The organism is Pseudooceanicola marinus, assembly GCF_020177265.1.
GTDB classification, from domain to species: domain Bacteria; phylum Pseudomonadota; class Alphaproteobacteria; order Rhodobacterales; family Rhodobacteraceae; genus Pseudooceanicola; species Pseudooceanicola marinus_A.
Map to the genome: position 1 here is coordinate 233,641 of NZ_JAIVMC010000008.1, position 14,302 is coordinate 247,942.

Below are 14,302 nucleotides of genomic sequence, written 5' to 3' on the forward strand. Positions count from 1 at the left end.
CCCGTAAGAACGAAAGCGAGGGCAGGGCATGTCCCAGAAGGGCAGGATCACCGCGGTCCTCGGGCCGACGAATACCGGCAAGACCCATTACGCCATCGAACGGATGCTGGGGCATCGGACAGGCATCATCGGCCTGCCGCTGCGCCTGCTGGCGCGGGAGGTCTACGACCGGATCGTCGCTGCACGGGGCCCGTCGGTCGTGGCGCTGGTTACCGGCGAGGAACGCATCGTGCCGCCGCGCACGAAATACTGGGTCTGCACGGTCGAGGCGATGCCCGAGGGCATGGGCTGCGACTTCCTTGCCGTGGACGAGATCCAGCTCTGTGCCGATCCCGAGCGCGGCCACGTCTTCACCGACCGGCTGCTGCGCGCGCGGGGTCTGACCGAGACGATGTTCCTGGGCTCGCATTCCATGCGTGGCGTCATCGCCGACCTGCTGCCTGAGGCGCAGTTCATCCGGCGCGAACGCATGTCGCAGCTGACCTATGCCGGCGACCGGAAGATATCTCGCCTGCCGTCGCGGTCTGCCGTGGTGGGCTTCTCGGTCGATAATATCTATGCCATGGCGGAGCTTATCCGCCGGCAGAAGGGCGGCGCAGCGGTCGTCATGGGGGCGCTGAGCCCGCGCACCCGCAATGCCCAGGTGGAGCTCTACCAGAACGGCGACGTGGATTACCTGGTGGCAACGGACGCCATCGGCATGGGCCTGAACCTCGACGTGAAACACGTGGCCTTCTCCGCCACGACGAAGTTCGACGGCCGCCGGATGCGGGAGCTGTTCCCGCATGAGATGGGCCAGATCGCGGGCCGGGCCGGGCGTGGCATGGCCGATGGCACCTTCGGGGTGACGGGCGAGGCCGGGCCGCTGCCGCCCGAGCTGGCCGAGGCGATCATGGAGCACCGCTTTGCCCCGGTGCGCAAGTTGCAGTGGCGCAATCCGCAGATGAACTTTGCCGGGATCGAGCCGCTGATCGCCTCGCTGGAGGTGGCGCCCAAGGACGAACGTCTGCTGCGCGCCCGGGAGGCCGACGACCAGATCGCGCTGAAGAGCATGTCGAGCGATGCCGAGGTCCGTGCGCGCGCGTCCGACACCGCCTCGGTGCGTCTGCTGTGGGACGTCTGCCGGATCCCCGACTTCCGGGGAATCAGCCACAATGAACATGCCGGCCTGCTGACCCGCATCTTCGGCTTCCTGCATGAGAAGGGGCGGGTGCCCGACGACTGGCTGGCCGGCCAGATCCGTCGCATCGACAAGACCGATGGCGACATCGACGCGCTGTCCAAACGGTTGTCTTTCATCCGCACGTGGACCTACGTCGCGCAGCGCAATGGCTGGGTGAACGACGAAAGTCATTGGCGCGGGGAGACTCGCGCTGTAGAAGACCGCTTGTCGGACGCGCTCCACGCGCGCCTGACCCAGAGATTTGTGGACCGGCGCACCAGCGTATTGATGCGCCGGCTCAAGCAGAAGGAGGCCCTCTTGGCCGAAGTGAGTGATACCGGCGAAGTGACCGTCGAAGGCGAATTCGTGGGACGGCTGGAAGGTTTCCGCTTCCGCGCTGACAAGGAGGCCGAGGGGCAGGAGGCGAAGACCATTCGCCAGGCCAGCCTCCAGGCGCTGATCCCCCATTTCAACCTGCGTGCGGATCGTTTCTACAACGCGCCGGACACCGAGATCGACTTCACCGAGCAAGGTGGGCTGATGTGGGGCGAGCAGGCCGTGGGCAAGCTGGCCGCGGGACCCGAGCCCATGAAGCCGCAGGTCGTGGCCTTCGTCGACGAGGAAGCCGGCCCGGACGTCGCGCAGAAGGTGCAACGCCGTCTGCAGCATTTCATCGACCGCAAGGTCGCGGCCCTGTTCGAGCCGCTGATGAACCTGCAGCGCGACGAGACCCTGACGGGCCTGGCCCGTGGCTTCGGCTTCCGCATGGTCGAGAACCTCGGGATCATCCCGCGCGGTGAAGTGGCCGACGAGGTGAAGCAGCTGGACCAGGAGGCCCGCGGCGCGCTGCGCAAGCACGGCATCCGCTTCGGTCAGTACACCATCTTCATGCCGGCGCTGCTGAAGCCCGCGCCGACGCGCCTGCGCCTGGTGCTGTGGTCGCTGTCCAAGGACCTGCAGGAGTTCCCCGAGGCGCCGCCGCCGGGCCTGGTGACCGTGCCGGCCGACAACGGCCTGCCGCAGGGCTATTTCGCCATGGCCGGCTATCGCGCCGCCGGCGAACGCGCCATCCGCATCGACATGCTGGAACGCCTGGCCGACATGCTGCGTGGCGAAGACAGCCGTGGCGGGTTCGAGGCCAAGGCCGACATGCTGTCGATCACCGGCATGACGCTGGAACAGTTCGCCGACCTGATGCAGGGCCTGGGCTACAAGGCCGAGAAGGGCGAGCGGACCAAGATGAAGCCCGCCGAGGCCCCGGCGGCCGAGGCGACTGCCGCGGAGGCCGGCGACACGCCCGCTGAAACGCCTGCCGCCGACAGCACGGAGACCCCGGCAGAGCCCACCGCCGAGGGAGAAGCTCCGGCAGAAGCACCGGCCGAGGCATCGGCCGAGACCAGCGCCGAGGCCCCCGTCGAGGCACCCGCCGCTGAGATGGTGCCGGTGCTGGGCGAGGATGGCACGCCCGAGGTGGAGGTCTTCTTCACCTTCACCTGGGCCGGTCGGGCCGCGCGCCAGAACCGTGACGGCCAGCGTGGTCGTCCCCGTGGCGATCGTCCGCAGGGTGAGCGTCAGGGCAAGGGCGGCCCGCGCGGTGATCGTGGCAAGGGCGGCAAGCCCGGCAAGGGACGCAAGCCCGAGGGCAAGGGCGGTCAGAAGGCCAAGACCTTCGAATCCGCCCCGCCGAAGAAGAAGGACCGGATCGATCCGGACAACCCCTTCGCTGCGGCGCTCATGGGCCTGAAGACCAAGGATTGATCCTTGGAACCTGCTGCCCCCCGCATGCGCGTGGACAAATGGCTGTGGCAGGCGCGGTTCTTCAAGAGCCGCAGCCTAGCCGCAGGCTGCGTCACCGGGGGGCATCTGCGTGTCAACGGCAACCGGGCCGCCAAGGCCTCGGCCGCTGTCGGCCCGGGCGACGTTCTGACCTTCCCCCAGGGCCGTCTGATCCGCGTGGTGAAGATCGTGGCGCTTGGCACCCGGCGCGGCCCGGCGCCCGAGGCGCAGGCCCTTTACGAAGACCTGTCCCCACCCGAAGAGCAGGAGCGGAAACCCGTTCCGCCGATTGCCCGGATCGAAGGCAATTCTCGCCCGACGAAGCGTGACCGCAGGAAACTCGATCTTGATCGCCGTGGACCGCTTGAATGATCCCGGACACTGGATTAGCTAAACCTCTGACCGCACTTCGAGAGTAAGCCATGACCTACGTCGTCACCGAAAACTGTATCGCCTGCAAGTACACCGACTGCGTCGAAGTCTGTCCGGTGGATTGTTTCTACGAGGGCGAGAACACCCTGGTGATCCATCCCGACGAATGTATCGACTGCGGCGTCTGCGAGCCCGAGTGCCCCGCCGACGCGATCCGCCCCGATACCGAGCCGGACATGGACAAGTGGGTCGAGTTCAACCGCAAGTATTCGGAACTCTGGCCGGTCATCATCTCGAAGAAGGACCCGATGCCCGAGGCGGACGACCGCGACGGCGAAGAGGGCAAGATGGAGAAGTACTTCTCCGAAGCGCCGGGCGAGGGCGGCTGAGCCAGGCGAAAACCGACCGGCGTCACCCCGGCCATCGCGCCGGGTCTGGCCGGTTTTGCACAGGAATGAGGCGCCGCTTTGATTCGCGGTGATTCTGTGCTATACACTGTCTCTACACATGACAGATACTGCCCCATCCGGGATTCCGGGCGCTGCTGACCGTGAATCCGAGATCTGAAGAGTTGGAAATGCACGTTTGGTGCCGCAGGCCGGCGCCGGACGTTTTCGTGCCCTCTGATGGACGGGCAGGTGAGGAAGATGCTCTATGACCAAGACCAAGAAACCCGAGTTCAGCCCGAATGACTACGTTGTCTACCCGGCTCATGGTGTGGGGCAGATCGTCTCCATCGAGAGCCAGGAGATCGCCGGTATCCAGCTGGAACTCTTCGTCATCTCCTTCGAGAAGGACAAGATGACCCTGCGTGTGCCTACGCACAAGGCGACCGAGATCGGCATGCGGTCGCTGTCGACCCCCGATGTGGTCAGCCAGGCGATGAAGACCCTGAAGGGCAAGGCCAAGGTGAAGCGCGCCATGTGGTCGCGTCGCGCCCAGGAATACGAACAGAAAATCAACTCGGGTGACCTGATCGCCATCGCCGAAGTGGTGCGCGACCTGCACCGCAGCGACGACCAGCGGGAACAGTCCTATTCCGAACGTCAGCTGTACGAAGCGGCGCTGGAACGCCTGACCCGCGAAGTGGCCGCCGTCTCGGGTGGTGACGAAGTGGCCGCCGCCAAGCAGGTGGATGAGGTTCTGGTGAGCCGCGCCGCCTGATGTGGACGGTCTGAGCCGGGCCAATGCGAATGATCCAAGGGTCGTCCCGTCGGGGCGGCCCTTTTTCGTGGTCTCAGGCGATCAGCACCAACAGCACCGCGATTTCCGCCAGCTGCTGCGCCGCGCCCAGGATGTCTCCGGTCTGGCCGCCGAGCTTCGCATTGGCAATCCGTGCCAGCGCCAATGTCACCAGCGCCGCGGCCAGCAGGGCGGGCAGGGCGATCCAGCCCAGCAGGACCAGCGCCAGGACAGCCCCGATGAAAGCTGCCAGAGCGGCCACGGGCGTTGAACAGCGCCCGACCGCCCGCGACAGGCCAGTGTCGCGGGCATGGGGCAGGGCGGCCATCAGCGCGGGCATCGCGGCGCGGGACAGGGCGGCGGCGGCGATCACCGCCCAGGCGGCGTCGGGGGCGGCAAACAGCAGTGACAGCGCGCTCCACCGCGCCAGCAGTGACAGCACCAGCGCGATGACCCCATAGGCGCCGATGCGGCTGTCCTTCATGATCTCAAGCCGTCGGGCGCGATCAAAACCGCCCCAGACCCCGTCGGCCACATCCGCCAGACCGTCTTCGTGCAGCGCGCCGGTCACCACGACCGAGGTGCCGAGACAGATCAGCGCGGCCAGTTGCGACGGCAGCGACAGGGCCAGCGCCAGCAGCCCCGCCAGCGCTGCAAGCCCACCCAGCACCGCGCCGGCCAGCGGATAGGCCCAGGCGGCAGGGGCGCCACGCCCTTCGTGGGCGGGCAGGGGCAGGCGGCTCAGCAGGCCGAGCGCGGACAGAAGGTCGGTCCAGGGGCGGGTCAGGTCCATCTTCGCGGTTGCTCCGGCAGGCGCAGGGAATAGACAGGAGGTAGTGGCGACATACAACGGATCCGACATGACTGACAGTCTTCCCTCCCTCGACGCCTTCCGCGCGGCCCTGGCCGCCGCCCCGCTGGCCGACCCGCAGGCGCGCGACGCGGCGATGGCGCGCAACGGCATGCTGACGAAGCCGCCGGGCGCGCTTGGCCGGCTGGAGGACCTGGCGATCTGGTACGCGGGCTGGCGCGGGGACGCGCGGCCCCGGCTGGAGGCGCCGCAGGTGGTGATCTTCGCCGGCAACCACGGGGTCACGGCCCAGGGCATTTCCGCCTTCCCGGCGGAGGTGACGGCGCAGATGGTGGCGAATTTCGAGGCCGGCGGTGCAGCGGTGAACCAGCTGTCTCAGGTCGCAGGCGCGCAGATGAAGATCGTGGCGCTGGACCTGGACAGGCCCACGGCGGACTTCAGCACGGCGCCTGCGATGAGCGAGGCGGAACTGCTGGCGGCGCTGAACGCGGGCTGGCAGGCCGTCGACCCGCAGGCGGATCTGCTGGTGACCGGCGAGATGGGCATCGGCAACACGACCTCCGCCGCAGCCCTGGCCCATGCGCTCCATGGTGGGGCGGCGGCGGACTGGGCCGGGCGCGGCACCGGGCTGGACCCCGAGGGCGTGGCTCACAAGGCCGAGGTGGTGGCCCGCGCCGTGGCGCTGCATGCGCCGAAGGCCGGGCTGGAGGCGCTGCGCTGCCTTGGCGGGCGCGAAGTGGCGGCCATGGCCGGGGCCATCGCACGGGCGCGAGCCCTGCGCATCCCGGTGATCCTTGACGGGTTCATCTGTTGCGCCGCCGCGGCCTGCCTGGCGGCAGAGGCGCCAGAGGCGCTGGACCACTGTGTCGCCGGCCATGTCAGTGCCGAGGGCGCGCATCGCGCCTTGTTGGAAAAGCTCGGCAAGGCGCCGCTGCTGGACCTGGGTCTGCGCCTGGGCGAGGGATCGGGCGCGGCGCTGGCGATCAACATCCTGAAGGCGGCTGTGGCCTGCCATTCCGGCATGGCGACCTTCGCCGAGGCCGGCGTGTCGGAGGACTGACCCCAGCTCTTCTCCTTGCCGGAATATCCCCGCCGGAGGCATCGACCGGCGGGGCGACAAAAGGGATGGACTAGGGACGGGCGAAGGGTCAGCCCCGCTCGTCCTCCTCCTCGTCCGACAGCTGCGACAGCAGCGCCGCTTCCAGCCCCTTGGCCAGTTCGCGCGATCGGGCGATATAGGCTTCGTTCTGGCCCGTGGGAATATTCGGATCCCACAGCTCGGCCAGTTCGCGGATCGCGTCGCGGTCATGGTGGAAGAAGATCTTCTCGGCCTCTGCCGCCTCGAAATCGCTCAGCCCGATGTTTTCCAGCACGTAGCGCCCGGCCCGCAGGGAGCTGTCGAAGGTTTCGCGCACGATGTCGTCGGCGCCCGCGCGATACAGCTGGTACACATGGGTGCGATCATAGGCGCGGGCGATGATGTGCAGGTCGGGCCGCTGTGCGCGCGCATAGGCCACCAGCTGCGTCACCGCATTGTTGTCGTCCATCGCTGCCACCAGCACCCGCGCCTTGTCGAGGCCCGCCGCATGCAGGATGTCGGGCCGGGTCGGATCGCCGAAATAGCCCTTGAAGCCGAAGCGCCGCATCAGCTCGATCGTCGCCATGGAGTTGTCCAGCACGATCGTCTTGCAGCCGGAGCTTTGCACCATCCGGTTCACGATCTGGCCGAAGCGGCCGATGCCCGCGATGATGACCGGCCCGTCCTCCGCGATCTCGTCGGGCTCCTCGTTGCCCCCATCGTCGTGCATCCGCCGCGACAGCAGGTCGTAGGCGATGAAGAACAGCGGCGTCAGCAGCATCGTCAGGGTGATCGACAGCAGCAGCTGTTCAGACAGGGTGCCGGGCAGGACGTTCACCTGGCGCGAGAAGGAGATCAGCACGAAGCCGAACTCGCCCGCCTGCGCCAGGCCCAGGGTGAACAGCATCAGGTTGCGCTTGCGCAGCTTGAACAGCAGGCCGAGGACCAGCAGGATCACCCATTTCAGTGCCATGACCCCGACGGCGATGCCGAAGATCTTCAGCGGCGCATCGAGGAAGGTGTCGAAGTTGATGCCCGCCCCCACCGTGATGAAGAAGAGCCCCAGCAGAAGGCCCTTGAAGGGCTGGATGTCGCTTTCCAGCTCATGCCGAAATTCGCTGTTGGCCAGGACCACGCCGGCCAGGAAGGTGCCGAGCGCGGGCGACAGCCCGACCAGGTTCATCAGGAAGGCGATGCCGATGACGATGGCCAGGGAAAGCGCGGTGTACATCTCCGGCAGGTGCGCGGCATGGATGAAGCGGAAGACGGGGCGGATCAGGTAGATGCCGATCAGGATGACGGCGACCACGGCGCCCAGGGTGACAAGGGTGACACCCCAGCCCGGCAGCCCCTCGACCAGGGACATGCCGTCATGCGCGGCCTCCTCGGCGCCGCCGACGGTGATCGATCCGTCGGGCGACAGCTGCATCAGTGTCGGCACCGCCAGCAGGGGCAGGGCCGCGATCATAGGGATCACGGCGATATCCTGGGTCAGTAGAACGGCAAAGGTGGATCGCCCGCCCTGGGTCTGCATCAGCCCCTTTTCCGACAGGGTCTGCAGCACGATGGCCGTCGATGAAAGCGCCAGGATCATGCCCACGGCCAGCGCCGGCTGCCACTCCAGCCCGAAGGCGATGCCGGCGGCCATCACCGCCAGCATGGTCAGCACCACCTGCAGCCCGCCCAGTCCCAGCAACTTGTGCCGCATGTCCCACAGCGCCCGCGGCTCCAGTTCCAGGCCGATCAGGAACAGCATCATCACCACACCGAATTCCGCGAAATGCTGCAGGTCGTGGGTGTCGTGGCCGATCAGGTGGAACACCGGGCCGATCACGATGCCGGCGGCCAGGTAGCCCAGCACGGACCCCAGCCCGAGGCGGGCCGACAGGGGCACGGCGATCACCGCGGCGCAGAGGTAGATCGTGGCCTGGTAGAGAAAGCCTTCCATGTCATCTCCTTGAGGGGGCCGGCGGGCACAGGGCACCGGTCACGGGCAGGGCGCTGCAGGCGTCGGGGCGACACCCGGGCCAATGATAGAGAGCGACCCGGCCCAGGGGCAACAGCCATGCGGCGCGCGAGCCTTGTGCGCGTCCCCGGTCCAGGAGGTCCGGGCGGGGCGCTGCGCAGATCGCGGGCGGTGGATCAGTCGGGCATTTCCAGCAGCAGGTTGCGATTGCCCTTTACGTAGCGCAGGGCCGTGTCGCCAATGGCCGCCACGCGACCGCCGTCCAGCCGGTCGCCGACCTGAACGCTGCGGATACGCCCGTCGGGCAGGCGCACCAGGGCGGTGCGCTCCGACGGGCTGCCGGTGACGCCGATCAGGTTGACGTTGTTCAGGTTGATCGCGTTCTCGACCGTGGCCTGTCGCGCGACCGAGGGCTGACTGGGCGCGGAGGGGCTGACCGTGGGGCTGGGGATGCTGACGGTGGGCGGAGCAACCGCCGCCGCCTGCGCGGCCGCGACCAGCGCCTCGAACCCGTCGGGACGGGGGCGGGGACGCAGGGCCAGGTCGGTGGCCAGGTCGGTGCCGGTGTCTTCCAGCTCCGGCTGGGTCTCCTCGGAGCCGTCTTCCGCCGCGCCGTCGGTGGTTTCCGCCTCCGCCTCGGGGTCTGCTTCGGATTCGGGCGCCAGGCCCTCCGGGCGCAGACGCGGGCGCAGCTGATCCTCCGGCGCGGTGACGATCTCCTCCACGGTGTCCGCCGCGATCTCTTCCGCGGGCTCGGTGGCGATCGCTGTCTCGCTGTCTTCCGTGGCCTGGGGCGCGGTGTCCTCCGGGGCCTCCGTCGCGGGCGGGGTCAGGGCGGCGGGCAGCAGGTCGGCGGCGCTGTCGCCGGGGACCCGTGTGGCCTCGGGCCGGCTGGGCGGCACCACCGGCGGCGGGCCGGCAAAGACCAGGTGCCCCTCGGGCGTCCGGGCGCCGTCCTCGGTGCCGGCGACCAAGCCGCGTGCGTCGAGGTCGAAGCGTTGCGAGGGCAGCGGCGGGTTCGGCGGGCTGCTGAAGCTGACCAGCGGGCTGGACTGGTTGGTGTCGGCCAGGCCCGTCACCCCTTCGACCCGGTCGGCGGGGGCCATGGCGGCCACCTCGATCTCGCCCAGGGGCGTGGCAACGGGAGAGACCGGGGCCTGGGGCGCGCGCTGCCAGATGCCTGTGGCGGCATAGCGCGCGGCCGCTTCGGCCGGGGTGGCCGGCGCCGGGCGGATGTTCATCGGCGTCTCGGGCGGGGCGGGGGCGGCGGCCTCCCGGCTCTCCTCGGGCTCTGCGGGCGCCTGCTCTGCCGGGGGGACCTCTTCGACCGTAACCTCCGGGGACGGGGTTGGTTCGGCAGCGGCCTCAGGGTCCGGGACTAGGGCGGCCTGCTGGCTTTCGTCCGCCGTGGTATCGTCCTGCGGGGGCTGTGCCTGAGGCGTTTCGGCCTCGGCGATCTCGCTGGTCGTGGCCTGCGGGACGGCGGCTTCCTCACCTCCCCCAAGGAAGGCCCAGGCGCCCAAGGCGACCACGGCCACCCCGGCGGCGGCCAAGGCCAGCCGGTGCAGGCGGCGCCCCTCCTTCGGGGGCACGTCCTGTTGCGAGGGGCGGGCACCGAAGACGGTCAGCTGCTCTGCCTCTTGCGCGCGCTGTTGCTCTGCGTCCGGGGCTTTGCGCGTGGCGCGTGGGGCGGCAGGCGCCTCCGTCGGAGCAGGGCGTGCGACCGGGGCGGTCTTCTTCTTAGCTGCGGCGGGCGGTGTCTGTGCGGATGCCTTGGCCACGGCGTAGGCCGCAGGTTCTGCCGCCGGAGACTCTTTCGGCGTTGTAGGCCCCTTGGTCGAGCGGGCCTTGCCCCTGGCGGGAGGGGGCGGTGGTGTATCGCCCCTGTCCGCGCGGATCGAGACGAAACCGCCTGCGGGCGCGCTGCTGGCGTCCCTGCCCTTGTCGGCAGTGCCTGCCGGGGCCGGCTTCGCGGGTGTCGGACGGGGGGTGGGACGTGCCTTTGGAAGGGCTTCGGGGTGGTCAAAAAGGTCTCGGCGGGCGCGGAAGGTCGGGGGAGGCCCGTCATCGCCTGCCGTCTCGTCGGGAGCGGCGGACGCCGCGGAGGGGCCCGGCGCTGCGGGGCGCTTGGCTGGTTTCGTCGGCGCGTCGCTGGCGGTATCAGGCGTCTTCGGGATTTTGCGTGCAGGTATGTCGGGCTTTGCCGGGGCATCGCTGGCCGTGTCGGGGGTCGCCCTCGGCGCGGGGGGCTGAGGGGCGGGCGATGTCGGCGCGGTACCTTGCGGGCCCGGCGCCTGTGCCGGGGCGTCAGCCGGGCGGGTGACCGCCTCCGGCGCTGCGGCGGGCAGATCCGGTAGCCTTGCCTTGCCGATCTCGTGGACCTGCACGGCGTCGCGCTCCAGCGTCTCGCCCTTCAGCAGGCTGTCGGCCAGACGGGTCGGGCCGAAGAAGGGCTCGCCCAGGTAGCTGGCCTCGCCCGGGATGGCGACGAAGCTGACCGGGTTCAGCCCGTTCTCGGCGGCGAAGCTCTCGGCCTCTTCCAGCGTTTCGCGGGCCACGGCGGCGATATGGGTGGTGGTGCCTGACACCGACCAGCAGATCGCCAGGTCCTTCAGCGCATAGGGGGTGGCGCCGTCCAGTTCCGACATCACCAGCGCGCGCCGGTCGTCTTCGGTCGTGGCGCCGGTGAAGACCGACATGTAGCGGATCTGTTCGTTGGGCAGGATCAGCTTGGTGCGCATCGGCGCGGGATCCAGCGCCTCGCCCAGGCGGCGCAGCCGGTCGAGGCCCGCGGTCAGATCCTCCTCGAAGGAGACCTCTCCGACGCGCTCCCAGCCCGGCGAGGCGCGGTGAAGCAGGTGGAGCCCGTCGGCCAGGATATTCAAGGCAAAATTCGGTCGCATGTGTCCCACGGATCTGCGTCAGGCGGGGCCGAAAATGGCGGCTGCTATAAGAAGGAGGCGTAACCTCCCGATTTTTCACGGGGACATTAACGCAGCGAGAGGCGCAGGCAAAGGGGGGCGCGGCGCGTCGGCGGGAAAACGTCGCAGCAGCCTAAGGGCGTGCCCGGCCAGGGTTAGCGCATCCAGAAGCCCTCGCGTTTCAGGCGATTGCGCAGGGCCTGTTCCTTCCGGGGCAGCGGCTGACCCTCGAAGAGCGCGCGCACCTTGGCGCCCCGCCCCTGGTAGATCATCCGCTTCATCGGTTCGTACTGCTTCAGCACCTTCTTGATCTTGTTGGGCGCCGCGACCTCCTCCAGCACCTCGACCACCCGGTCGTCCTCGCGCGCATAGAGCAGCGGGAAGAGGCGGTAGTGGCAGGTCGTCTTTCCGTCCAGCCAGCCCTCGGGCAGGGCGTCGCGCCCGCCGCCGAAGGAATGGATGACCAGCGGCAGGGCCACCTGGTCTAGCCAGGGATCGAGGCTCTGGCAGACCAGCGCCTCTGGCGCGTCGTCGCGGATCGCCAGCGCGTAGTCGAGGAAGCGTTGCCCGAAGGCCTGCGGGTCTTCGTGGTAGAAGAACCCGGCATTGAAATAGAGGTAGTGGCGCCAGAACTCCTCCGGCCAGGCCGGGTCGAGGGAGCTTTCGAAATCCAGCCCGAACTTGTCGTAAAGACTGCGCCAGGTCTCGGTGTAGCCCGGCCCGTACAGCTCGATCTGCGGCCAGGTGCCTTCGCAGCGCAGCGAGGCGGCGGGGCGGGCGAAGTCGAAGGGCACATCGGTCAGCTCGTCCAGCACCAGGGTGTCGCTGTCGAAGAAGACGAAGGGGTCGCCCGCCGGCAGGGCGGCCAGGCATTCGATCTTGTTGCCGTATGGGTAATCGGCGCCGAAATGGCGGCTCTCGAAGGGCAGGATCTCGGCCCCGAGCGCGTGCAGTGCCTCGCGCACCTGCGGGTTGGTGATGCGCGGATCGCCGGGCCAGAGGGGGCCTGGCTGTGGTTCCGCGACGAAGAGGCGTCCGGCGAAGCCCGGGCTGCGGGCCCGCAGCGAGGCGGCAAAGAGCACGGCCTCGTATTGCAGCCGGCCGGACTGGCCGACGATGACGATGTTGAAGGGCCGTGCCTGCTGCGTCATGCCTACCGCTCTGTCTGGACGGCCCGGGGGCCGTGGGGGATCTCGGCCGGACTATAGTCAGGGGGGCAGCGGGTCGGAAGGCCCGGTGGCACCCTGCGCGGGGGAATGCCGCAGGCTGCACGGCGCGCGGGCGACGGGCGATCTGCCGCGGCGGAAGCCTGCCCGAATTGTCGCCCCACGCAGCTTGCGCTGGACGCGGGGCGGGAAGTCTGTCCGGAGGGCGGGGAGGTGAGCCGTTCAGGTCCCGGCCAGCACCCCGAGGGCGCGCAGGGCGGCGATCTCCTCCGCGCTCATTCGCAGACGCTCGCTCAGCACCTCCTCGGTCTGCTCGCCCAATAGGCTGGGCGCGCGGGCGGGGGCCGCGCCCTGGCCGTCGAAGCGGATCGGACTGCGCACCAGCGTCATCTCCCCCGCGACCGGATGGCTGACCTGGTCCAGCATGCTGCGCGCGGCCACGTGGGGCTGGGTCAGGGCCTCGCCGATCGACAGGATCGGGGCGCTTGGCACGTCAAACTCGGCCAGCCGGTCCAGCCAATAGGCCGTGTCGTCCTGCGTCATGCGCGCGGCGATCAGCGGCTCCAGCGCGTCGCGGTTGGCCAGCCGCGCCTCATAGGCGGCAAAGCGTGGGTCCTCGATCAGCTCCTCCTGCCCGAGGCAGCGGGCGAAGTTGTGCCAGAACCGTTCGGTCAGGCAGGCGACGATCACATGGCCGTCGGAGGTGGGGAAGGCGCCGTAGGGTACGATGCTGGGGTGGCGGGTGCCAACAGGTTCGGGGCTCTGCCCGGTCAGGAAATAGATCTGCGACAGGTAGCCCTGCATCGCGATCAGGCTGTCCAGCATGGCGACCTCCACATGCTGGCCCTCGCCCGTGACATTGCGTTCATGCAGTGCCGCCAGCAGCCCGAAGAGAGAGAAGATGCTGCCCGCCATGTCGCCCAGCGGAAGGCCCAGCCGGTTGGGCGGCTGGCCGGGTTCGCGGTTCACGCTCATCACCCCCGAAAGTGCCTGGGCCACGATGTCGAAGGCCGGCTTCTCGCCCAGCGGGCTGTCGGCGCCAAAGCCCGAGATCGAGGTGTAGATCAGCCCCGGGTTTTCCGTCTTCAGCGTGTCGTAGCCCAGCCCCAGCCGGTCCATCACCCCGGGGCGAAAGTTCTCCAGCAGGATGTCGCTTTGCGCCGCCAGCTGGCGGGCGATCTGCAACCCTTCGGGCGACTTCAGGTCCAGTGCGACGCTTTTCTTGCTGCGGTTCAGGGCGATGTAATAGTGGCTGAGCGGCCCCTGGTGCGGCGGAAAGCCCCGGGTTTCATCGCCCCGGCCCAACGGTTCGATCTTGATCACATCGGCGCCCAGATCGGCCAGCACCATGCTGGCGTAAGGCCCCGAGAGGATGCGCGAGAAGTCCAGCACCTGGATCCCCGAAAGCGGGCCCTTGCGGGGCGTGTCGTCGGCCTGGGTCATCGGGCGGCTCCTGTCTGTCTGTGGATCTTCATCACGGCGGTCGCATCGGCCACGGGCCGGTCGCCTACGGTCAACTCGGCGTCGAGGAACAGCAGCGACCGGGTCTGGCGGCGGATGCGCGGGCGGGCGATCAGCAGATCGCCGGGGCGCGCCGCGTCGAGAAAGCGGGTGTCCATCTGCACTGTGACCGTGGGTTGCCGCTCCGCCGCTTCCCAGGCCAGCAGGGCGATGGCCTGATCCAGTAGGGCGGTCAGCGTGCCGCCGTGGATCACGCCCAGGGCATTGGCGTGGCGGGCGTCGGTCTGCAGCGCATAGCGCGGGGTGTCGTCGCGCGGATCGGGGCGCAGCAGGGGGCCGATCAGGCCGATCAGCCCGTCGATCCGCATCGGGCGCCAGCCTGCGGGGGGTGTCGTCTCGGTCATCGC

11 protein-coding genes are annotated in these 14,302 nt (G+C 69.0%); 5 read left to right on the top strand and 6 right to left on the bottom strand.

Features of this window, described 5'->3' with window-relative positions; genetic code table 11:
- Positions 1-28: 28 nt before the first annotated feature.
- From LC066_RS15280 to LC066_RS15295, 4 genes are all read left to right on the top strand, one after another.
- Entirely contained in the window at positions 29-2,920 is a 2,892-nt protein-coding gene (locus LC066_RS15280; RefSeq protein ID WP_224900721.1) for a helicase-related protein, read from the top strand.
- A 24-nt stretch (positions 2,921-2,944) separates the two neighbouring features.
- The gene (locus tag LC066_RS15285) at positions 2,945-3,310 is read left to right on the top strand and encodes an RNA-binding S4 domain-containing protein (RefSeq protein WP_224900726.1); all 366 of its coding nucleotides are present in this window, start codon (positions 2,945-2,947) and stop codon (positions 3,308-3,310) included.
- A 50-nt stretch (positions 3,311-3,360) separates the two neighbouring features.
- The gene (gene fdxA / locus LC066_RS15290) at positions 3,361-3,699 is read left to right on the top strand and encodes a ferredoxin FdxA (RefSeq protein WP_222478418.1); all 339 of its coding nucleotides are present in this window, start codon (positions 3,361-3,363) and stop codon (positions 3,697-3,699) included.
- Positions 3,700-3,964: 265 nt separating this feature from the next.
- On the top strand, positions 3,965-4,474 hold the full coding sequence (locus tag LC066_RS15295) for a CarD family transcriptional regulator (protein WP_085887203.1): 510 nt from the start codon (positions 3,965-3,967) through the stop codon (positions 4,472-4,474).
- A 73-nt stretch (positions 4,475-4,547) separates the two neighbouring features.
- Here LC066_RS15295 and cobS read toward each other — a convergent pair whose 3' ends face one another.
- Complete coding sequence (cobS, locus tag LC066_RS15300; protein ID WP_224900731.1) at positions 4,548-5,285, bottom strand: adenosylcobinamide-GDP ribazoletransferase; 738 nt, start codon at positions 5,283-5,285, stop codon at positions 4,548-4,550.
- 67 nt (positions 5,286-5,352) lie between these two features.
- Between cobS and cobT the strand changes: the two genes are divergently transcribed.
- The gene (cobT, locus tag LC066_RS15305; RefSeq protein ID WP_224900734.1) at positions 5,353-6,363 is read left to right on the top strand and encodes a nicotinate-nucleotide--dimethylbenzimidazole phosphoribosyltransferase; all 1,011 of its coding nucleotides are present in this window, start codon (positions 5,353-5,355) and stop codon (positions 6,361-6,363) included.
- An 88-nt stretch (positions 6,364-6,451) separates the two neighbouring features.
- On the opposite strand, the gene LC066_RS15310 is transcribed toward cobT, so the two are convergent.
- The 5 genes from LC066_RS15310 to LC066_RS15330 form a co-directional block, all read right to left on the bottom strand.
- Positions 6,452-8,329, bottom strand: a complete 1,878-nt coding sequence (locus tag LC066_RS15310; protein ID WP_224900737.1) for a monovalent cation:proton antiporter-2 (CPA2) family protein — start codon at positions 8,327-8,329, stop codon at positions 6,452-6,454.
- A 194-nt stretch (positions 8,330-8,523) separates the two neighbouring features.
- The gene (locus LC066_RS15315) at positions 8,524-11,250 is read right to left on the bottom strand and encodes a hypothetical protein (RefSeq protein WP_224900740.1); all 2,727 of its coding nucleotides are present in this window, start codon (positions 11,248-11,250) and stop codon (positions 8,524-8,526) included.
- 173 nt (positions 11,251-11,423) lie between these two features.
- Positions 11,424-12,419, bottom strand: a complete 996-nt coding sequence (locus LC066_RS15320; protein ID WP_224900743.1) for a hypothetical protein — start codon at positions 12,417-12,419, stop codon at positions 11,424-11,426.
- A gap of 237 nt (positions 12,420-12,656) precedes the next feature.
- Positions 12,657-13,877, bottom strand: a complete 1,221-nt coding sequence (locus tag LC066_RS15325) for a CaiB/BaiF CoA transferase family protein (protein WP_224900745.1) — start codon at positions 13,875-13,877, stop codon at positions 12,657-12,659.
- Positions 13,874-14,299, bottom strand: a complete 426-nt coding sequence (locus LC066_RS15330) for a PaaI family thioesterase (protein ID WP_224900748.1) — start codon at positions 14,297-14,299, stop codon at positions 13,874-13,876. Before LC066_RS15330 ends, LC066_RS15325 begins: the two co-directional genes overlap by 4 nt.
- Positions 14,300-14,302 lie beyond the last annotated feature (3 nt).

What these genes read in the sequence shown, in the direction of transcription:
- LC066_RS15310 (WP_224900737.1), bottom strand. Translation starts at nt 8,329, where the DNA reads ATGGAAGGCTTTCTCTACCAGGCCACGATCTACCTCTGCGCCGCGGTG.
- LC066_RS15320 (WP_224900743.1), bottom strand. Translation starts at nt 12,419, where the DNA reads ATGACGCAGCAGGCACGGCCCTTCAACATCGTCATCGTCGGCCAGTCC.
- LC066_RS15285 (WP_224900726.1), top strand. Translation starts at nt 2,945, where the DNA reads ATGCGCGTGGACAAATGGCTGTGGCAGGCGCGGTTCTTCAAGAGCCGC.
- LC066_RS15280 (WP_224900721.1), top strand. Translation starts at nt 29, where the DNA reads ATGTCCCAGAAGGGCAGGATCACCGCGGTCCTCGGGCCGACGAATACC.
- LC066_RS15325 (WP_224900745.1), bottom strand. Translation starts at nt 13,877, where the DNA reads ATGACCCAGGCCGACGACACGCCCCGCAAGGGCCCGCTTTCGGGGATC.
- LC066_RS15295 (WP_085887203.1), top strand. Translation starts at nt 3,965, where the DNA reads ATGACCAAGACCAAGAAACCCGAGTTCAGCCCGAATGACTACGTTGTC.
- cobS (WP_224900731.1), bottom strand. Translation starts at nt 5,285, where the DNA reads ATGGACCTGACCCGCCCCTGGACCGACCTTCTGTCCGCGCTCGGCCTG.
- cobT (WP_224900734.1), top strand. Translation starts at nt 5,353, where the DNA reads ATGACTGACAGTCTTCCCTCCCTCGACGCCTTCCGCGCGGCCCTGGCC.
- fdxA (WP_222478418.1), top strand. Translation starts at nt 3,361, where the DNA reads ATGACCTACGTCGTCACCGAAAACTGTATCGCCTGCAAGTACACCGAC.
- LC066_RS15330 (WP_224900748.1), bottom strand. Translation starts at nt 14,299, where the DNA reads ATGACCGAGACGACACCCCCCGCAGGCTGGCGCCCGATGCGGATCGAC.
- LC066_RS15315 (WP_224900740.1), bottom strand. Translation starts at nt 11,250, where the DNA reads ATGCGACCGAATTTTGCCTTGAATATCCTGGCCGACGGGCTCCACCTG.